This window comes from Chryseobacterium shigense, from assembly GCF_014207845.1.
Taxonomy (GTDB): Bacteria; Bacteroidota; Bacteroidia; order Flavobacteriales; family Weeksellaceae; genus Chryseobacterium; species Chryseobacterium shigense_A.
In genome coordinates this window covers 1205455-1226704 of sequence record NZ_JACHLC010000001.1, presented here as the reverse complement: position 1 = coordinate 1226704, position 21250 = coordinate 1205455, and the positions used below count along the sequence as shown (strand labels likewise).

General features: G+C 33.4%; 22 protein-coding genes. All 22 read right to left on the bottom strand.

Features of this window, described 5'->3' with window-relative positions:
- Positions 1-3: 3 nt before the first annotated feature.
- The 22 genes from HNP36_RS05615 to tssK all read right to left on the bottom strand — a co-directional run bounded on the left by HNP36_RS05615 (position 4) and on the right by tssK (position 21238).
- Positions 4-981, bottom strand: coding sequence for a hypothetical protein (locus HNP36_RS05615; protein WP_184159564.1), 978 nt, complete (start codon positions 979-981; stop codon positions 4-6).
- A gap of 13 nt (positions 982-994) precedes the next feature.
- A complete protein-coding gene (locus HNP36_RS05610) occupies positions 995-4261 on the bottom strand; it encodes a hypothetical protein (protein WP_184159566.1) in 3267 nt (1088 codons plus the stop codon).
- Positions 4262-4280: 19 nt separating this feature from the next.
- Positions 4281-4748 carry a DUF4280 domain-containing protein gene (locus tag HNP36_RS05605; protein WP_184159568.1) on the bottom strand — a complete coding sequence of 156 codons (468 nt, stop codon included), beginning with the start codon at positions 4746-4748 and terminating at the stop codon, positions 4281-4283.
- An 18-nt stretch (positions 4749-4766) separates the two neighbouring features.
- On the bottom strand, positions 4767-5807 hold the full coding sequence (locus HNP36_RS05600) for a hypothetical protein (protein WP_184159570.1): 1041 nt from the start codon (positions 5805-5807) through the stop codon (positions 4767-4769).
- A 74-nt stretch (positions 5808-5881) separates the two neighbouring features.
- On the bottom strand, positions 5882-6622 hold the full coding sequence (locus HNP36_RS05595; RefSeq protein ID WP_184159572.1) for a hypothetical protein: 741 nt from the start codon (positions 6620-6622) through the stop codon (positions 5882-5884).
- Entirely contained in the window at positions 6619-6882 is a 264-nt protein-coding gene (locus HNP36_RS05590; protein WP_184159574.1) for a hypothetical protein, read from the bottom strand. The genes HNP36_RS05595 and HNP36_RS05590 overlap by 4 nt, the downstream gene beginning before the upstream one ends.
- Positions 6883-7089: 207 nt before the next feature.
- On the bottom strand, positions 7090-7521 hold the full coding sequence (locus tag HNP36_RS05585) for a hypothetical protein (RefSeq protein ID WP_184159576.1): 432 nt from the start codon (positions 7519-7521) through the stop codon (positions 7090-7092).
- A gap of 103 nt (positions 7522-7624) precedes the next feature.
- Positions 7625-8227 carry a hypothetical protein gene (locus tag HNP36_RS05580; protein WP_184159578.1) on the bottom strand — a complete coding sequence of 201 codons (603 nt, stop codon included), beginning with the start codon at positions 8225-8227 and terminating at the stop codon, positions 7625-7627.
- Positions 8214-9608: a hypothetical protein gene (locus tag HNP36_RS05575; protein WP_184159580.1), complete on the bottom strand. Its 1395-nt coding sequence runs from the start codon at positions 9606-9608 to the stop codon at positions 8214-8216. Before HNP36_RS05575 ends, HNP36_RS05580 begins: the two co-directional genes overlap by 14 nt.
- A 2-nt stretch (positions 9609-9610) precedes the next feature.
- A complete protein-coding gene (locus HNP36_RS05570; protein ID WP_184159582.1) occupies positions 9611-11497 on the bottom strand; it encodes a type VI secretion system Vgr family protein in 1887 nt (628 codons plus the stop codon).
- A 48-nt stretch (positions 11498-11545) separates the two neighbouring features.
- The gene (locus tag HNP36_RS05565; RefSeq protein WP_184159584.1) at positions 11546-11944 is read right to left on the bottom strand and encodes a hypothetical protein; all 399 of its coding nucleotides are present in this window, start codon (positions 11942-11944) and stop codon (positions 11546-11548) included.
- 11 nt (positions 11945-11955) lie between these two features.
- Positions 11956-12345, bottom strand: a complete 390-nt coding sequence (gene tssD / locus HNP36_RS05560) for a type VI secretion system tube protein TssD (protein ID WP_184159586.1) — start codon at positions 12343-12345, stop codon at positions 11956-11958.
- A 119-nt stretch (positions 12346-12464) separates the two neighbouring features.
- Complete coding sequence (tssD, locus tag HNP36_RS05555; RefSeq protein WP_184159588.1) at positions 12465-12851, bottom strand: type VI secretion system tube protein TssD; 387 nt, start codon at positions 12849-12851, stop codon at positions 12465-12467.
- 160 nt (positions 12852-13011) lie between these two features.
- Entirely contained in the window at positions 13012-13398 is a 387-nt protein-coding gene (gene tssD, locus HNP36_RS05550) for a type VI secretion system tube protein TssD (protein WP_184159590.1), read from the bottom strand.
- A 383-nt stretch (positions 13399-13781) separates the two neighbouring features.
- Positions 13782-15155 carry a DUF5458 family protein gene (locus tag HNP36_RS05545; protein WP_184159592.1) on the bottom strand — a complete coding sequence of 458 codons (1374 nt, stop codon included), beginning with the start codon at positions 15153-15155 and terminating at the stop codon, positions 13782-13784.
- A gap of 19 nt (positions 15156-15174) precedes the next feature.
- A complete protein-coding gene (locus HNP36_RS05540) occupies positions 15175-15624 on the bottom strand; it encodes a hypothetical protein (RefSeq protein WP_184159594.1) in 450 nt (149 codons plus the stop codon).
- A 186-nt stretch (positions 15625-15810) separates the two neighbouring features.
- Positions 15811-17640, bottom strand: a complete 1830-nt coding sequence (locus HNP36_RS05535) for a type VI secretion system baseplate subunit TssF (protein WP_184159596.1) — start codon at positions 17638-17640, stop codon at positions 15811-15813.
- Positions 17641-17715: 75 nt separating this feature from the next.
- Positions 17716-18144, bottom strand: a complete 429-nt coding sequence (locus HNP36_RS05530; RefSeq protein WP_184159598.1) for a GPW/gp25 family protein — start codon at positions 18142-18144, stop codon at positions 17716-17718.
- A gap of 17 nt (positions 18145-18161) precedes the next feature.
- The gene (locus HNP36_RS05525; protein WP_184159600.1) at positions 18162-18863 is read right to left on the bottom strand and encodes a hypothetical protein; all 702 of its coding nucleotides are present in this window, start codon (positions 18861-18863) and stop codon (positions 18162-18164) included.
- A 69-nt stretch (positions 18864-18932) separates the two neighbouring features.
- A complete protein-coding gene (locus HNP36_RS05520; RefSeq protein WP_184159602.1) occupies positions 18933-19544 on the bottom strand; it encodes a hypothetical protein in 612 nt (203 codons plus the stop codon).
- Entirely contained in the window at positions 19517-20029 is a 513-nt protein-coding gene (gene tssO, locus HNP36_RS05515) for a type VI secretion system TssO (RefSeq protein WP_184159604.1), read from the bottom strand. Before tssO ends, HNP36_RS05520 begins: the two co-directional genes overlap by 28 nt.
- 48 nt (positions 20030-20077) lie before the next feature.
- The gene (tssK, locus tag HNP36_RS05510) at positions 20078-21238 is read right to left on the bottom strand and encodes a type VI secretion system baseplate subunit TssK (protein WP_184159606.1); all 1161 of its coding nucleotides are present in this window, start codon (positions 21236-21238) and stop codon (positions 20078-20080) included.
- Positions 21239-21250: the final 12 nt, after the last annotated feature.

The following is a 21250-nucleotide window of genomic DNA, read 5'->3' as shown; positions in this document are numbered from 1 at the left end:
AATTTAATATACGTCCAATGTATTACTTCCTTTAGGTCGGTATAAATATACTGTTATATAAGTTGTTGTTCCTATATCTTTGCCTTTGCGCTTAAAACCTCCCCAAAGTGCAGATTTTTTATTATTAATTTTTTCTAAACAAACTATTTTTCCATCAGCATAAAAAGTCATTTTATAATTTTCTACGGGTTTTAAGTCAAAAAACTCTAAATTGGAATCAGTTCTAAATTGATAATCATTATCCCATCCATTTTTTATTTCTTCTTTTGTAAAATACATTTGCTCAGTTAAACGTTTCTCCTTGGTAAAATTGATATTTGCTAAATCATCTTTTGACCCACTTAAATAAATATCTCTAATCTGATTATATTTAGCAACAACCTCTTTTTCTAATCTTTTCAATTTTTCAGAATCTTCGGTATATAAAGTTTGTGCCTTTTCCAAAATAGACAATGAGTAAGGAACTTTCAAATCAACATAAATTGTTTCCTCATAATATGTTCTTTCAGGATATAAAAATCCACCACTTCCTTTACCGTTAAATTCTTTAAAAGGTGTGTTAAATTCAAATATAGTTTCATCTTCGTCATTAATTTCTCTTTCGATGCTAAATTTTACACCAGCATTGGCACCTAAATTTTCGTCCATTTCTTTTGAATTAGAATTGAATTTCGGATACATTTTTATGGTTATTTTCTGTTTACCTGATTTTTCTATATTCCAATTCATAGGTAAAGAGGTTGCTCCAACTCCTCCGCTGATCCCAAAAAATTTATATAATGGTATATCGTTTACTAATAAATAGAATGAACACTCACTTGATGTAAGTATAAGCTTATATAGTGGCTCTTCATTATATTTTATGATTTCATTAGGAAGATTATAAATATCTTGGCTTGTTTTCATATTTTTTTTATTTTCTTTATTTTCTTGTGCACACGCTGTTAAGCAAATCATTATTGTTACTAAAAAAAATCTCATCTTGCACATGTTTTTATGTTAAATACAGTTGAACTTTTTCTCCTTTTGAGTTTTCAAAACTACCCTCATATTCATGCATAAGAACTAATTCAAAACTACCTTCAATACTATCGGAAAAGTATTCACCTCCATCAGAATTTTCAGCTCTATATCCTGCTTCAGCGATTCCCGAAACAATTAAACCATGAAATGTCAAGAGGGGATCAATAAAAAAGCCTTTTTCATCAGCTTTTATTGCCCCTGAAAGTGTCAAACCTGTCTTGACTTCAAAACCAGCATTAGCATATGCCGTTACACTGCCAAAAATATAAGAATTCGCTTTTTTGGAAAACTCAATTTTTCCTCTCAATTCAAGTTTAAATACACCACTAACCGTAAGTGGACTATCATCTTCCGAATCTTGTGATAAAGAACCTTGATTAAAATTGGTATTTCCACTAGCAGAATTATACATAAACTTTCCTTCTATTTCTAGTTCCCCACTGACTTCCATTTCAAGAGTTATTTTAGGACCTATACCTACAGCATCTGCAACATCAATAACAGTAATAATTCCTCTTGCAATAGGATGAGCTTTTTGTGCTAAAGCTAAAAAATCCATTGTGATAGCAGCGCCAATAAACGGTTTTGCCATAACTTGGATTTCGCCGACAATACCAACCTTGTCAGTATTTACATCTTTAGGACTCTCAGCATACCAAGACCCTAAAACCGCTAATGAAGGTGGAATTATATCAAAAGAGAATAACGGTCTACCTTTTAAAGCATCCCCTAGCTTCTCAAGATTTTCAGAAGCCGTCTTTTCATCTATTTCTTTATATTTTTTATCTAATTTCTTTTTGGATTTTTTCTTACCATCTAAGATTAACTCTATCGTATTTTTAACCTCAATAATCTGTTTCACAAGATCGATATAACGTTGATAACTTGCTGAAATTTCCAATGCTTCACCAGGACGATCGTACTCGACATTTAAAGATAGTACCAAATCAGACAAACCTGAACTTATATTATCTTTAAAATTAAATAAGTCTGGTCTGTCTTTTTTATATTGTTTTTTTGCTTTAGAACTTTCTTTTATGTATTTATTTGCTTTTGTTTGTTGCTTTGTTTTCCTTTCCTCTAAATTAGAAATTAATTTTTCTGCACTCCTTTTTTGACTTCTATTACCAAATTTTTTAGTCTCTTTTGCGTTTTGTAAGTCACTATCAATTCTTGAAATTTTATCTTCAATTTTTTCAGGTTGGTATTTACTGTCTAATTTTTCAACTTTAACTAAATATTTATCATAAGCATCTCCTCGCATTTCGTTAAATTCTTCGGGGTCACAATCATATGCAAACTGTAATATCCATTTTATATCTGGATATACCTGAATATTTAAGGTCTTTTGCGGATAGGCACAAGTATGTAATAGTACTGGGTAATTTTGTATAATTGCCTTTCTTGTTGGCCATATATATTTGATTAGAGATCCTTCATATTGATAACCAACATCCAATACAATTTCTGTGTCAGAATTTGCATATTTTCCAATTTTTCTTTCATCTTTAAAGGTTGTTGTCTTACTTGTTCTACTAATTCCAACAGGACCATTAATACCTCCTTTTCCCTTTGAATGTGTTGCATTAATTTCATTATCGTCATTTGTATCTTTGTGTCCCTCTTCTTCTTTACCAAAATTTATGTTTCCGATTTTAAAATCATTTTTACTGAATATTAAATGCTCATCTACTTTCGTACTTTCTTCTACAACTACTGCTTCTTGTATAAGCGATAAATCAAAGACTTTATGACTATGACTTTTTGATTTGTTGTCACTAAAATTACATTCTTCCGTTTTTGCATCTGTTGTTATTTTCAAATTCCTACGCCCTTGCTTATTTCCTGCAATAACAGGCATAAAAAGTTCAGACATTTCGGAGCCAACTTTTGTAGAATCAAAAATAATTACTTCAACCGGCTCATTTTCATCTCTTTCATCTAATTTAGCATATGAACCTTTTATTAAATCATATCTACAATGATGAAACGCTCTAAAATCTGTTTCCACATTATCTACAAAAACAGGCATATTACCTGTGTTCGGAATTCTTATTTCGGGATTTTTGTGTCCATTAATTTTTAGTTCTGCACTTAACTCTTTGTTTTTTCCTAAAAAGTGAATTGTTGGCTTTATAATAATTTCTGGAACTCCAAAACTCCAAATAGGATCAATGTAAAAATTGAGTATGCCTTTTTGCACATTTGGTAAAGAAGTAGGGCTTCCGTCTGAAAAATCATCCTTAGTATCTGTAAGACTTCCTTTTATTGCTACAGCAGGGGGTTGTATACTAGAAGGATCAGAATAGTCATAAATTTCTACTTCAGTTAAAAATATATCTTCAGATTCATAAGTATCGTACTTTGGTCGTTTTTTTTCACTTTCTTTATCCTTAGCTGGTTTAGAATAGATAATCGGTGAATATGTATTGGCTTTTAAAGTTTTACCATTTGCTTTTAGCTCAACTCCAATATTTTGACCATACAAGTCTTTTGTGTATATATGTAATTGGACTTTCGATCCAGGGGCAACAGGTTGGTCAATCTTTACAAAGTTTTCTGATTCATCTACTCCATACCATTCTGCAATTATGGCATCCGGTTCTTGAGGTATGCTATGATAATAGAGTCCATTTTTTATACTTCCTGTAGGTTTATCGTTTTCAAAAAAGGGCTCTATCCAAGAAAACCCACCACCACTGGAAAGTTTATCCATAATAATTGTTCTTTCTCTTTGCCCTTTTCCAAACTTAAGTCTTCCTGAGGGTTTACTGCTCCTATTGCGAGCTAGATTCCACGCCCAAACAACAGAGTCAAATGTTGCTTCCAAAGACTTTAAATCGTCCTTTAATTTTTTAATTAGAATATCTTTATCTCCTTTTAATTTTTGGGCTTTGGCTCTTTCCTGATCAAGATTTGCCTTATAAGTTTCTTCAGCCTGGCTAATGATTTTGCCATTGTGTTTTTTGGGATCCAGCCATTTTCCTCCCTCACTATACCTTTCCTTTGCCTGCTGAAATAATTGTTCCTCTTTTGTTGTTAGATTAGAATCAATAGTATTTTTTTCCTTTTCTAAATCATCTATCTTTTTTTGAAGATCTTTTTTTCCATCTTCATATTCTTTAATTCCAACAGTGAAACGTTCACCTTCCTTAATTGTCAATGCCCTATATTGCTCATCAAATTCTGGATTGACCGGGGCTAATATAATTGCAGTTAATTTTAAGTTTTCTCCCATAGCTTCTAGAATTTAAAAATTAATCAGTTTTATCGTCAGTTTTACGAATGTATTTATTTATATCCATGAAAGGACACAATTCTGCCACAGCTTCTTTATCTGCATTCTTTACATTCTGTGAAGAAACTTCAGCAGTTTGTCCGTGCTTAATGATTGTAATACAATCTTTGCTTCCGATAGGGCAGGTTGCTTTGCTATCCTCCAATAAGGCTTTTCCTTTGTTGTCATCTAAGGTAATTTTTTCATAATATCCGCTCCATTCTGTTACCACCACTTGGCAAGGATTATTATTCATCTTGGCACAACTACCAAAAGTATTTTTCTCAAAGGTTTTTCCAATATCCTTATGTGTTGCCATTAGCTTTTCGCTACCATCCTTATCATTGATATAACGTTTGCTTTGGGTTTTTACTTTGAGCTTATCAGGTGTGGTTCCGAAATTGCATTTGCATAAAGCTCCTTGACAAACTAAATGTTTCTGGCTCATATTGTTTTTTTTTAGATGTTATTTTAACTGCTCATAACATTCAAAAGTTATTTTTTTGTCTAATTTTTGAGATTTCAACCCCATTTCTCCATAGATAGCAAAGATGCTATTGTCTTTCGAATTGAATTTATAAGTGAAATCAAAATATCCCTCAGTTGTAGGTTGATTATTATTTTCATTTTTTGGGATATGAATAGAATATAACCTAGGAGCTATACTTTTTCCTTCTGCCTGAATCAAAAATTTATTTGTTTTTGATATTTCTTCATTTAATGATAATGTAACCTCAAAAGGCACTTTTCCTGAATTTTCTTCTAAAGGAAGATACATTTGAAAAATGTACTTCTTATCTTCAGTAAAGGTTTCGTACAAAGGAAAAAAATACATTCCATAAAATAAACTATCTTTAATTTTGTGTAAAAATTTACTTCTACTTCTTATATTTTTACCAACATTTTGGAAAATAAGTTCCGCTTCTTTTCCTCTGTAATAATCTTCAAGTTCTAGTTTTAACCTTAACCAACGGTCAAGAATTGCTTGTTGATTACTTGTTTCTTTAATAGTACCATCATCGTTGAGTTCTAATTCTAACGGATACATCATATTCCCAATTTTATCTGCCATTTGTTCCACAATCAAATCGGGACGTTGATGGTTGAGATAAACTGATTTTCTTTTTATTTCTACTTTATTATTGTTCTTCTTAATTTCTATTTCATAATGGAGTTTCAGTTTTTCCTCACCATTGATGAATGTTTTCTGAATAATGCCGTATCGTTTGTTGAATGAGCCCTTGTTGTATAATGTGTTTTTGCTTTTGTAATTTACAGAATTTCCTCCTTTGGGATTAAATATTTTTTCTCTTGACTCTATGTCATCTGGCGGAACATAAATCATTCTTACATGCTCTGGAATATCATATCCAATCAAATCATCTAAAGGACAGTGGGTATTATGGTATCTCTTAAGCTGCTCTTCGGTAAGTCTAAAGAAGTTTGCCAACTCTTTAAGAGTTGTGCCTTTAGATATTTTGCAGGTTTTAGGTAAAGTTAAGCTCATATATTTTCAGAATACAAATATTTTCAATTTACAAATATTATTGTTTATTACATCGACTTTAAATATTTCCTATGTCAATATTTAAAATATTCCTGCCCCTTATCTTGTACAATTCTAATGTATTCAACTTCTCCAGATGTTTGGCGGAACATGATGTGATAAAAATTCTTTTTTTCGCCTTCTCTTCTTTGTTGTTGGGGATTATTTTTTGCACCATAATTACTGAAATAACCGTTAGCTTGTTCTTCGGGTTCCTCTTCAACCTTACCGTTCATATTGGCATCTATATAACTGATGGGTTCTAAATCTCTTGATTTTCTTTCTTGGTTAATATCTAAAATTTTCATTCCATTCTTAACTTCTGCTCCTTCTATATTAAGTGGTTTTTTATAAATGGTGAAAGGATATTCATAATTTTTGGAATCTTTATCAGTATTCATATAATATCCTTCAGCAAAATCTAATACCCCTTCTTTCGCTAAGGGACTTTCCAAATTCATAAAAAAAATATAAAAATTAGGTATCGATTTTACTTCTTTATCACTCCCATGTTCTTCAATCATAATGCCTATACTATCCCAAATATAATTTCTTCTAACAATTCCATCTTTCCCCAATGGAGGTAGCACTCTATCATATTTGCCAAAAATCTTCACCCATTCTTCTACTGGTTTTCCAAAAGGTAAATCTTGACCTTTATAGGTTATTTTTTGTTCACTAATATAAAAATCGGTTGCTGGCATAGGTTCTTTTTTGGTTTGACATTGCAGCAAAATACTGCTTAATAAAAGTAATATAATGATTTGTTTCATCATTGAAAATATTTTAAAATTTCTTGGATTTTCTCGTCGCTTATTACCCTTTTGGTTACTTTGTGGGCATGATCATATATAGTGGCACTCTGTATTCTCTTAATAATATCCGTGTTTTTATATTTAGAAGATGCCCATCCTTTTACCACTTCATCTGCCCAAGTCGCATTACGATACATTGGGTGTATGGTATATTTATTGGTAACATATTTAGCCAAATCTTCTCCTGTAGGATCGCTTCCCGATTTCCATATTTGCAGCAATCTTTCTACTACTTTTGTTATTACATATTTTTGAAACTTGAAATTATGGTTTTCTTTTTTATTTTCAATTTTGGATGATGAAGTCTCTGTTTTATTTTGACTACATGATTTTAACAACAAAATCAACAAAAAAAATTATTTTTTATTAACACATGTATTTTCATAATCAATTATTTTCATTATTGCTTCAAATGCTTATTAATAATATTATTGATTAGTAATATCTAATGTGTCATTTTTATAAATAGGATGTAATCGACTGGCTTCGTTTACTCCATTATGATAATATCCTATCCTATAAACCTCTTTGTAATTCCCATTTTTACTAAAAATTAAAGAATCCTTCCAAACAGTATTGAACTGTTGAATTACCTCCAATATTATTTCATTATTTTTTTGTTGGCTGTATCTTAATAAAAAAGGGATTTTTGTAGCCACTAATTTTGTTTTCAAAACAAAAGGTCTTTTTTCTATATTTTTCAGACAAATTTTATAATATACTATACTATCATTTTCATGATTTGCCCATATTAATGAATCGATTTCTATTTTTTCAGGATTGAATGCCAATCGTTTCTCACCAAAATCCTCATAGACAACATTAAAAATCAGAGGACTTGGTTTTATGTTTTTATTCATTATAGCCATATTGTTTTTCGATTCTTTACAGCTTACTAATAATAAATAAACAACTATAATATGTATGTTATTTTTTATTTTCACGATTTTTATTTAAACCACGTCATTTAACTGATAAACAATTAGTTAAATTGTCAATTGTGCAATCAATAATTGTGTCTTTTTGTAAATTCACTATTGGTAAAGTGCATATTTGTTTTGAAAATTGTGAATCATTTCGTAAGGGAATAATATTGCTAACTTTATAAAGCGAATAATGACCCTTTATCTTTTTTAATTTAAATTCATCCATAACATAATCTCTCGTATCAGAAGTCATTTGTAGGATATATTCTCCATCCTCCTTTTTCAACTCCCAATTAAACTGTAAATATCCATAATAGTTAGTTGTTTTTATGTATAAAGGTTTTTCCAAAATATTTTCCAAGATTATTTTAAATTGATAATCTTTATATGCATTTCTCTTAAAGTTTATATTATTATATTTTAATAAAATAGCATTTTTAAAAATTACAGTGAAATTACAAGTGTCAGTTTGTATGATTTCTCCGTTAGAATTTTTTAAATTTTTGAATAAATTTTGTGGTTTTTGGTATTCTATAATATTCTTTTGCTCAATATCTTCTTTGTACTGATTATTTTTTTCATAACAGCCACAAAAAAAAATAAATAAGAATAATAAAACTATAAGTTTAATGGTTTTCACATTCATTATATTTCATAATTTGTTTCAAAAAGTTTGTAAACTCTTCTCTTTTATCCAGACCATAAGGGCTGGTTACATTCCCATTAATTGCTCTTGAGACTAATAAAACGTTATCTTTATCAGCAAGTAAGTTAATATTTTCTCCGACAGTAGGTACTCCTTTAAATTTCCAATTCCAACCAGCAGAATCACACGCATATGATATTTTAGTAGAAATATTTTTGCAAAAAGGGATCAATACTGTTTTATAAAAATTACTATTTCTATCTATTGGGTCTGTTTTCTCCTTACATGTAGGGTATAGATATTTGTAATATGGAAGATATCCCCAATCATCGTGCGTTACTTGTATCAATCCTCTACCTCTAAAATATTCTCCTCCATGATAAGTTGATTTTGGTCTCTCTTCATAAGACAATGTAAAACGTTGGGTTTCATGATAACATTGCGCCAAGAAATGAATTTTTCTAATACAAGTATTTATTTCATAATCAGTCATTGCTTTATTAATTGCAGCGGTAAATGATTTGAAATTTGCTTCATCACTGTTTATCTTTTCTGGAAGGTTTAAATTAAATAAGTTTTCTCCTAACTCATCATATTGGGTCTGTTCTATTTTTATAATTTTACTATCTTTATCAAGAACAGGTTCGCCCATTTCATATCTGCTAGTATTATTTTTATCTCTTAACGTTTGTGTAGCTCCCGTTTTCTCTAATTTTCTTAATTCTATTATTATTTTTTTTAATTCCTCTACTGTAAAATCCCTTTTACAATAGCATCCTGTAAGCTTTACCGCTCCACAATAAACATTTTTTACACCTCCGTCAAAAAAGCTGTCATTATCATCAGCATAGAATTGGATATGATGATAGCCCTGTTCTTTCGAAAGTTCAAGCTCAATTGTTGTGTCATATCCACTTACTTCATGCTCCGTACTGACTCCTGATTTTTGATCATCTGCTTTAAAATAAAAAGCTTTTATAATCCCTCCGTCACTGTCATTCGCATTTACATATCCCTTTTTTACATTGAACTTGATTTTGGTCTTCTCTTTACTTTTTAACCTGATTACCATAGATTTGGTTTTTCTTTTATCTTCATCTATGGGACTGTCAAGAGTCCAAGTCGTATTTTGTTCTTCAGAAACTTTGTACAGTTCATTATCCGACTCGTCAATCAAAACTATTGGGACAAAAGAATTATCATTTTCGGATGCTTCCTGACTATCTTTAGGCTCACCAAAGATTGTCCCTCCATCAGCAGTAAAATAACTTCCCTTTCCTGCATAAGCCGAAAATTCATTTGTACGAACAATCCATTCTTCAGTTTCTATACTGTTTGTACCACCAACTATTCTTGTAATATTTCCTCCTGCCATATTTAATGCAAATTAGAATTTTCACCTCCATTATTATCAAAAGTACCTTTGGTATGGATCTCGTTTTTATTTTCGGAAATTATCTTTTTCTCTTTAGATTGGTCTGTCACTTTTTGTGCTTTAGATTTTCTCTCACCCTGTGCCACTTCCATAATATTCGCTGCCATCAAAGAATAATCTGCAACCGCATTTTGCATCATCATTGCACCAGCAAAACTACTGTGATTCATTCCTGCAGTTTCGGAAATGTTCATTCCAGCAGAGGCAGTAATATTCATTCCCGCCGTTATTGTTACATTCTCTCCCGCAGTAAACGTCATATTCTTCGGCGCATTCACATTAATATTCCCAGCTCCATCCATTAAGTAAGTATTCCCACTTGGGTCTTCTATGAAAACAGAACCTTCTGCATCATTTAAAATAATCTTAGTTCCCGATCTTGTGTGAATCACCTTCTTATCATTTCCACTCGTATGATAAGAACTCGTTTCACTTCCGTTATAATGCGTTCCCATCACAAAAGGTTTCTCCGCATTTTGGGATTCGTGACTTACCAAAACTTCTTCGCCAATCTCAGGAATAAAATGAAAACCTTTTCCAGCTCCGGAGTGGGGTTGTATCAATCTAACCCAAGGTGTTCTTTGTCCTTTATCTTCTTGCCAAGGGAACTGCACTCGTATTCTACCCATTCCCATTGGATCGTTGTTTTCTACCACTCTTGCAGGTTGCTCTTCGCCTTTTGGTACAGCTTCAGTGTCGATGTAAGGTGCTGCATTGAACAAATCGGGGATTGCCGTAAACTCGTTGTAATATTCTCCCGGATCGTGGATGTGTTTGATTTCGATAATGCGGTAGGTTTCCATCGCTTTGCCATTGATGTCCGAAAGTTCCACACGACCGCCAATTCTTACCGCTGGATTGTAGCTTCGGGCTTTTACCTGCATCAGGTTTTCCTTTTTTTCTTTTTCTAACCGAAGGGCTTCTTGCAGTTCTTTTTCGGACATATCCGAGATACCCGTATGATTAAAGTGCATTTTGGGTTTCTTTCTGAAGAGATTCTTGGAACGGTTTATGGCAACACTTTGAAAAAGATTTGCCTTGAACTCGCTTTGCTGCGACGTACCGTCTTTTTCTACTTTAGAACCGCTCCCAGCATCATAACTCATCAAACCAAAATCTTGTGCACCAATCTTTAAAGAAAAAGTGACATCGATGAGTTCGTTACCTTCTCTTAGTTTTAGGGTAGGTTGTGTCCCTGCTCCGAAAATCAGCTCTTCACCATTGTAATAGAAAAACTCACCGTGACGTACCGCCAATCTGCGAATGAACTGATAATCTGATTCTTTATACTGAACGGTGTAGGGGAGTGCATATTTTACATTAGGTAAATCAACCTTTACTCGGGCTTCTCTGGGATAAGTCTCACAAACTTCACCTATAATTTGTTCTAGCGTTTTATCTTCAAAACTTTGACAGTCTTTCCCGCTTTCTAACAAAATACTTGGGGAAAATCCGGTAATAATCAAATCACCATAACCGCCACCTTCATTCTTCGCATTATCAATACCGCCAATGATTCCGCTGAAAGATTGCTGAATTTTTCCCCATTGCCAAAAATTAATGGTGATGTCGTTCCCAAGAATATTTTTGGAGTTTTCCAGCACATAACCTTTAAAACTATCCAAAGCATCATCTGGAACGGTAATAGAAAAAGTATCGTGATCTGCCGTTTTCTGATGAAGCTCTGTGTTGTAACTGTTTTTCAGGAGAAACTCTTTGCCATCCATCATAAACAAGCAGTAAACATTGGGGTTTTTAGGATCATTTAGCTGTTCTTTGAAGGATCGTGATGTACCGAATATCGAAGGGTCAAAAGGTTCGTTTTCCATAATTTGAGTTGTTTAATGTTATGTATATTTGATAAAAGGTTACGTTTCTTACCATTTCAGTAATAGAAGATCATCTTTAATAAAATCATAAAAACGCGGTTGATGGGGAAGAAAAAATGAATTTTCAAGGATTTCCCGAAGATCTTTTTCTTCTAAAACACAGCCAATACCTCCATCTTCAAAATTGATGGAGTCTCCTGGTTTATCGAATGAAATATTTTCAGAAACACCTTTCTTCAGTATCATTCCTTTCGGAGTACACAAGAGGTTTTTGCCATCCCGATAAATAAGTCTTTTTTCTTTCGGATAGTATGAAAAATGCTTGTTTGCAAAATGGTTGTATATAAACAATTGCTCTCCTAAAAAAGCTTGCACATTTATTTCCGAACCGTTATAAAGTCGGTGTTTTTGCTGAATACCTGTCCATTCAAATTTCAAGTCTTCCATTACTTTACGATCTATTCACTCCAAAGCTTTTCGTGATGGGCTCCGCTCACATTAAATGATTTAGCCATCAGATGCATTTCGATTTGTAGAGGTTCATCATTACTGGAATCAAAATGTTCTGAGAACTCTACGCAGAAGGCTTTCTCAAAAACAAGTTCCTGCAATTTGCTCATCGCATCTCTGCGGTAAAAAACAATCTTGCCATTTTTGACTTGGCTATGATCAAGCATCCAGCTTAATAATTCGGGATTCCCTGTACTTTCGATACGGATGATGATTTCACCACCTTTTGGCATTCCTTTAGGCTTTCCGGTGGTGTCTATCGGCTGAACAAACTTGTATTTGCATTCCAATATATTGTAGGTATTACCGTCTAATTCTAATTTTGATAAAAATGACATATTTTAGTTGTTGGTTGATGATTGTCTGTTGATGGATTTTAACTTATCTGTTTTGAAACAATTTTCAAAAAGCAAAAAAATGGGCAATCATTACATTACCCATTTTTTTATTAGATGAGTTACACCCACTCATTTTCATACGCTCCGCTACCCATTTCTATTTTTCTAGCAGAAATAGTGAAGGTCTCGGTTAAAGGATTTTCTCCTGTGGAATCGAACTTCTCTTTATGCTTCACTAAGTAAGCTTCTGTGAATTTGAGTTCTTTCAAGGTAGATTGGCTGTCTCTTTTGTAAAATACGAAACTTCCGTCTTTTCTCTCGAAAGAATTGGTCATCCATTCAAATAAATCGGTTTCACCTGTACTTTCTACGGTTACTTCTATTTTACCACCTCTGGTAATGGTAGATGGTCTTCCTGTAGCATCTGTTTCTTGGAATAATCCGTAGTTTACGTTGAGTACATTATAGTTTTTTCCTGATACTTTTAATATGGCTTGAAATGACATAATTGTAAAATTTTAATTGTTATAAATAGAATTTGTGTTTTTAAAAATCTTTCAACCAATGAACTTAAAATTGATGGAGACACGACTGAAATCAATTCATCTCAATCTCTAAAATAAAATTAAATGGTTTTAAGAAATTTAATAGATTTGTGAATAAGAATTATACCCACTCATTAACATGCTTTGCGTTTCCAAGCTCAATTTCTTTAGCGGAAAGCACAAAAGTTTCTGTTAATGGATTTTCTCCCGATGCGTCAAAGTTTTCGGTGTATTTTACAATATAGGCTTCTTTGAACTTAAGTTCTTTAAGCGTAGCATCACTATCTCTTTTGATGAACTTAACCACACCATCTTTTCTCTCGAAAGAATTGGTCATCCACTCAAAAAGATCAGTTTCGCCTGTGCCTTCTACTGTGATAAAGATTTTACCGCCACGGGTAACGGAAGAGGGTCTTCCTGTTTTGTCGGTTTCCTGTAGCATTGCGTATTCTACAGATAGTACGTTACGCTTTTTTCCTGCGTACTCTAATAGGGTTTTAAATGACATAATAAATATATTTAAAGGTTTAATATTTAATACTACCAAAAATGGAATATATCCTATCTATGTTCTCTTTCTTCATTGTATACCTTTTTACATACACCAAATATGGATGATATCCTTAAAAATTAATAAATCTTTACAGATTTTTTAAAACTAATTTTTATCAAATTTACGCATTATTTTTTATCCACCAAATTTTTTATAGAAAATTTTCAATCTTTTTTATTATGTTAAATGACTAAAAGATAGAATCTTAATAAAAACAGGAGAGAAAACTCCCTCCTGTTAAAAAAACACAAATGATGAAAAATTTAAGAAAAAAGATAAAATCTTGAACTTCTATGCTATTTCTTAAATAAGGTGTAAACTTGTAGTTTATTTTAATATTATTTCTGTTCGTACTCTGTATCCCATTCATTGCCATCATCTCCCTTATGTCCGTCCATTTTAATGAGGAAGTTTTTAGCTGGGAAATATGGTTTCATATGAATATCCAAATGGATTCTGTCTTTTTGAACAGGATCCTGCTCAAATTTTCTAATCTCGAAATTTTCTATCAATTTTCCGGGTCCTGTGATGGCATCTAAAAATCGAACGATTTGGTTCATAATTTCTTTTCTTGTAACGGCTGTAAAGTTTTCAAATGCTCTTCTGTTGAGGAAATCCATTAATACTTTAGTTACATAATCAAATACTCTCACTACAGAATAGGTCTGCAATCCTAAGTTATCTCCGTTGAATAATGTTTTCCCCGAGAACGCCATTACTTTTCCGTACTCGTTTACCATCGGAATTAATCCTAAGTTCTCCAGATTAGCAATCTCGCTTTTTTTCAAATCGAATTTCACCCCATCTACTTCATTGATTCCTCCGAATTTTTTCCCTGCGGTTACTTGTGACATCAGCGTTTTATATACTTTTCCTGCCAATGCTCCTGATGGTGGAATGAAAAGATCATCCAATTCATCAATTTCTTCAAATCTTCCTCTTCCTACTAGCCAATTGCAGGTCATCAATACATTGGAACGATAAATATCGCCTCCTGTAAGATAAGCCTGATCGAACATTTCCATCACATCATCTGGTTCATCTAGGTGCTCAAAATCAGTCACGAGCATCACTTTATTCTGGTGTGCAATTTTCGCCCATTTTTCCACTACAGTATTAGAACCCAAATATCCAGGAATAACTAAAAGTCCGTAATTGTTTTTAAGATCCAAACGGTCATAATTATCAGATAATTCTGCGTGGATGGTATCAATGAAACGAGTGTTGTCAAGATCTTTCAATTGCTCTAAAGTAGCATTGACTACTGTTACATTCTTTACTTTTTCTGATTCTGTATTTTTATAAAATAGTGCTACTGTTCTGTAATTGGCTTCAAGTTCTCTTGTAGTATCCACTGCTTTGGATAGATTTTTAGAAAGCAATTCTTCTGCTGATTTTCTTTGGTCTTCGCAATGTGCTACCATATCTGTCAGAGAATCACTTTTACTGATAACACTTGCCCAAAGCTCTAGCGTTTTTTTTAGGGTTTCTCTTTCCTTTTCTTTCCCTTTTTCAGTAAGGAAGATTTTTCTTCTTGCTTTTCGGTCTGGGTTGATATTTTGGACATTTTCAATAGATGTCTCCAGTAAATCAAAACCTCCGTAGCGGGCTAATTTTTCGATGGATTTATCTAATGATACTTGTCCTCCTTTTTTCTGTTCCAAAACAGGAGCTTCTACTGACTGTTGTGTTTCTTGCTGTTTTTGTGACATTGTTTATTTGTGTTTTAGGTTATTTGTTTTCTTCTAATTCTTTGATTAACGATTGTAGTGTATCATGGAGCGCTTTCTTAGCATCAGGATCTTCCAATGCTGCTTTTAGAATTTTATTGGTTTTCAATTGTTTCACTATCTTTTGGTACTGGTCTTTTTCTGTTTCCAGTCCGGTAAGAAAGCCACTTTGTGCCGTAATTCCTTTTGTCCCGAAATCTCCAAGATTTTTGAATTTTAGATTCTCCATTCTGATAGAACCGTTCGCATCTTCGAAATCAACTTTCACTTCTGGTTTGTAATGTTCAAAGACTTTTTCTACTGTAGTAAGTCCTTCTACCAATTCCGGTTTTACGGGGTCATCCGCTGTAAGCTTCTGCGCAAAAAGCGTTCTGTTTTGTGGGATTTCGAAAATCGCTTCACTTGCATCTAGTGGTACTTCATTACCACCAATTCCTTTGTTTGTTAACATAGTGTATGGTTTAAAATTATTTTTTTGTTATTCAAAATTCTAAATCTAAAGATGATATCGTATTTTCCGAAAAAGAAAAACTGAAGCGAAAATTATTCGGGCTTTGTAAGGAATTTTAATGATTTCATCAATGTATTTTTTGTTTTTATAAATATATGAAAATTTGATTAATACAAAACTTTATTTTTATTTTTCGAATAATCGGTATGGATAAATATTCGCAGAGGCATTTTTCAATTTTAATGAAAAGCTGTCACATAAATAATTCCATTCGGATTCCTCAACTGCCTCTGCATTTTCTTTATTTCGGATCAGAAAAATATCTATTGTTCTACTAAAGCCTCCCTTCAAGGACACTTCTTTTTTGGTTCCTTTCTTTACGTCTATCCCTGTAATGGTGTTTTTGAAATGATTCATCCCGAAAGCTCTTATATCGGCTACTGTAACAATTCTTCCTCGGGTAAGAAGTGCGCTTCTGTATTCCAAAATTTTATCCTGAGAGGATAGCTTCTTTCTGCCTCCTACAGAGGTTTGAATCATTACAGCGGTGGGATTCATAGAGCGGTTTCCTTTGTTTTCTTCTGTCATTATCGTTCCAGGTTTGAGATTATTCGCTTCTTCAGCAGCTGTTGACCAATAGGAAATCGTACAATTAATTTCTGATGTTTCATTTCCTGAAGAAATGATAAGATATGGGTTGTTGGCTTCTGTAAAATTTTTCTCTTTGGCTACCTGATGAAGTGAAGCGACGTGTTGGTTGATTTGTTTTAGGGTTTCGTTGACCGAATTGATACCCATTGCAGCAAAAGCCGCTGTTTCATCTTTGATGAGTTCCAAAAGGTATTGCAAAAGCTCTGAAGCGTTTCTACGATCAAATCGGGAAACACCGCCTTTTCTTAACATAGCGGTCATTCCTTCATTTTCTGTATCGTAATTTTTAACATCCAATCTTTTGCCATTACGATCATCAGAAACATAATCCAAGTCTAAAAAATAATCTTCTTCATCAATAGGAATAATATTCAGTCTTCCTTTAATTTTACGCCCTGCTTCTTTATTTCTGATGTTGAGCATGGGAATACAATTCAGGGCAAAACGAACATTTTTTAATATATCCGGTACAATGGCTTCAGAAAATCTGAACTTTAGCCAAATGACATCTTCTTCTTCTCCTGCTCTGTGGTTTGGGAAATTTTTAATGAATAACTCTTCTTTTTCAGGTTTCTCCGAAAAATCAATTTTATTTTTCAGTGTAAAAAAATTTCCTGCATAGTATTGGTTGACTTCATTATAGATATATTCCAAATCAGAATAATTCTTGGTAATGATGTTTTCAAGGTTCAAACCTTCATTTTCAACGTTATAACCTTCTTTGAGTTCATACTCTTTATCTGCAAAATAAACCTTTACCTGATGAAGATAATAAAAAAACATCTCTTTCTGATAGGTATTGTTGATGTCAATAAAAAACAGCAAATCTTCAAGATTCTCTTTGTTGGGAGAGTGGATACCCAGCCATAATTCTCCAGAAGGCAGATGCGTTTCTGCTTTTCCGATGGTATCTTCGAAAAAGAAGCTTTCAACCTGATTTAAAGTATTAGCATAGGCAATATATTTCACTTTTGCTATGGTCAGTTTGGCTTCTATGGAAGGACTGAAATAGACATCTTTACTCGTGCTTTCCGCAGGATTGTAAATATTCTGCTTTCGTATGGACGTTTTAAAACTGTTATAAAGAGATATTTTTGTGTTATTTTCTAGTGGACTCACCTGAAGAAGTGTTCTTGAAGGAACAACTCCCGAAACTTCCTCTGGAAACATCACCTCTAAAACTCTTTCAATGATTCTGGCTCGTGAGCTTTCTAATTCAAATCCAATCTTTTCCAATTCTGCTGCACAGGCTGACAATAACAAACTGATAACAGGATCAAAAGAGGTTTCTGCTTCTAGTTCATTATACCCCCACATTCGGGCTGCTCTTCTTAATATGCGGTCTTTTATGCGGTCTTGATTCATACGTTGGTTGGCTATTGGTTATCAGTTGATGGTTGTTGGATTTTTACTCTTTTATCTTGATTCTCGGCTCTTTTATTAATACGACAGCGGCCCTACAAAGAAGGAATTACTGAAAGTAAAAGGGCGGTTGGTTTCCAATATCAATCCTTTAATAGCAAGGGTCACTTTCTTTTTCATCTTTCTTTTTCCGAATGTTCCTAAGTTATAATCATGTATGGATACTTCTACATTCTCCAATGTTAATCGTTTCTCGTGCCTTGTAACGGAAGTCTTCAATGTTTCCGCAATCAGCTCTTTTAGCATATTGTCGCTCTTCATTAAATCAAAATCCATTTCCCATATCTCCGTGCCATAGGTTTCATCAAATTTACATTCGCCTAAAGCCGTAGTCGCTAATAGGAATATATGCTGACGAATGGAGGTCTCCAAAGTAACCTTTTCAGCATCTTTCTTTTCGATTAAAGACTCAAAATCTAGGGGTAAATTATAGTAGACTCCTTTCATTGGTATTCAAATATTTTTTAGATATACATTACTTTTTTGATATTCCCTTTGTCATCGTATTCAAAATTTTTAGGCACTTTTTTTCTTTTAATGAGATGAAGTTCCACTTTGGGGGTAAGTTTTAGGAATTTTTCACGATACAAAATATCTCCGATAAAACTCTTTCCACCATCTTTATCTACTACCACAAAATATTGGTTGATATGCTCTGGCTTGGCAAACTCGTTAATATCTCCTGCATATAACATTACTTTTTGTCCGTCTCTTTCCAGTTCGTAGGTCAAAAGCTCATGGGTTAATTTCCGATGCCTCGAAATATCAAATTTTTCAATGTTTTCTACTTGAGGTTCAAAAGCAATAGTATCATACAGAAAAGAAGTCTTATCAAACCGCTTGAACCCGAAAAATGATAAAAAACTTTTCTTAGTCTTGCTTTTCACAAAGCTGAGGGTGTCCCTTGTTACCTGATACGCTTCTGTTTCCTCAGTCTTGTCATCGGTTACAGTGAGTTTATAGGTAGGAACTTCAATTTCTTTTTCTCCTAATTTAAGAGAAATACTTCCAGCTTCCTGATCCGAGATAATAAGGGTGATGGTATGCTTTTTTAAACCAGAATCGGTACGCACGACAACACCTTCTTCTCCTTTTCCTCCGTAAAATGGGGAACCTGGATTATTGGTCATTCCTAAATTAAGATTAAGCTCTGGTAATGGACTCATTGTTCTTTTGGTTGTTGGCTGTCGATTATCGGTTGCTGGTTTGTTTTTGACTCTTGGCTTTCGGTTCTTTCATCTTTCATCTTGCTTCTTCTTTTTCACTTTCACTTCATCGGTTTTTTTGACTTTATAAGCAGACAGGCAGTCAATATAGTGGTGAATGTCTTGATTTTGTACTTCACTCACGTACATCTCATAGTTCTTTTTGTAGGTGTATATTTTGATAAGGGAAATCTCATTCTCCTTTAACTTTTGAAGTTCTTTTTTCTTTATCTGCTTTGCGAAGAAAGCCTCGCAATTAAGGAGATACTCATTTTTTAAGGTAATGACCTCTCCTGATTTAAAATACACATCCACGTTTTTATCTTTTTTGATACATACATTGTCTGCCAATATCTTAAGGTATAAATAGATTTTGTTTTTTCTCTTCCCAAACAGAATGGTGGTATAGGTAAATTCATCATTATTAATCCTCAGTTGAATAGGAGTTGTGCTTGCGAAAAATTGTTTGTCAAGCTTTTGTTTTGTCTGGGTAATACCACAATCAAAATGCGCAAATTCCAGAGAATCGGCTTCTTTGTCCTGAGCATTAAACCATCCCGAACAGACTAGAAAAAAACTAAAGAAAATAACGTTTTTTAGCTTCATCATCATCGCTATTGTGCTTGGTACAATTGTCTGCAAACATCTAAGTCGGTCTTCATTTTATCATATTCTTCCTTCAATGTTTTGTTAATCGTACTTAAGCTATCCATCAGTGCCTGATTTCCTGAAAGCTGCTTTACCTGTTTCTTGTTGTCTATCAGATCTTTATAGGTCATAATGGTATTATTGTACATATTTTTATTTTTCAGAGTATCTTTCGGGAGTTGCTTGTACATATCTGCTAGAATAGAGAGTGCCAGCTTTTCATTAAAAAAGTCGTTCTGTCCAGGAACTCCGATGGAATCTACCGCCAGCTTTACTTTTTCCAGCTGGAAAGAAAATTTTTCCTGTGTCTCCATTTCTTTCTTCATTTTGGCATTTTCCGTTTTCAGAAGGCTATTTTCCTTAAAAGGAAAATAGGCGTTAAAGAAAACAGCTGTAATCAGCACTGCAACGGTGATCAGAAAAAACAATACAAAAAACCAATAGGCACTTCTTCGTTGTGTTTTATTTAAAACTTCCATAAGTATAATTATAGATTTAGATTATAAATTTTAGATGATACTTTCTGCTTAATCTGCTAAAAAGGTTCTGCTTCGCTTAGCATGAATCACAGCATCTCTTTCATCTGTGTTTTCAGAAACGAAAATACTTCCATCTCTTTTCTTACCGATATAATCCAGCCTGCTTAACACAGCATAGAGATCTTCTAGTGTTTTCATAAATTTTTTCACTTTGACAATTACAACATCCATTTGGTTATGACTATAATCGCTATTGATTGCTTCAGAAAAAATAATCTCAAAATCCCCTTGACTCACATTGCACCATTCAGCGAAATAATTGAGCAACTCTTCTTTTCCGGCACCCGAACGGGCGTCAATAAAATTTTTCAACACCCTTGCCAAAGCAACCACCGATACCAACATTTCTGCAGGTGAAGCATGGGGAGACATCCAACGGAACTTATTGATCTCCATTCCCAGATAGTTCAGCGTTTTGTCTGCCATCAGTTCCATCATCATTGCCAGTGAATTACTTTGTTTTTTAGAATATATTTTTTGAGCAATCTGTACAGCATATTGCTCAATCTGTCCATAAAAACGATCAATCTCGGTATATAGTTCCTGAAGCTTTTTATGACTGGAAACCGTTACACAAGGAGGAATGTAATTTTCATCGATCTTAGACTCACCAGACTTCACCAGTATTTTACCTATGGTAAGATAATGAGTTCCGAATCCTACGGTATTTTTCAGTTCATCTTCTGGAATAAGATTCAATGTGTATTCGGGAAGTGTGTACGGATACCTTGGTGGGTTTTCTTCGGGGTCGGGCTCACCATAAGGTGTTCTTTTGAAAGGGTTGACTGAAATACATGCCAGCAAAACGGCTTCTTCATTTTCTTTCAGCTCTCTTACCGCTTCTGGATAAGGAATGGAAAGACTGAGGTTTTCTGATGTTCCTTCTCCGATTTCTATTCTCGAACCGTTGGGTGTAATCGCGTGGCATTCTTCTACTTTTATTCGCAAAAGTTTATGATTATCTATAATCAAACTGATTTTAACCGGATCTTTTACAGGCAATAGGCCATAACCAATCATTGAAGTATGGACTCCCACTGCATCCCGTACAGAATCGCTTACAAAGTTCTGTACATCTGTGAAATGGTTTTTATTAATTTTCATCCCGTCTATCCAGTTTACGGGAAAATGGTTTAATTTTTCTATCATGGAATTATTAAG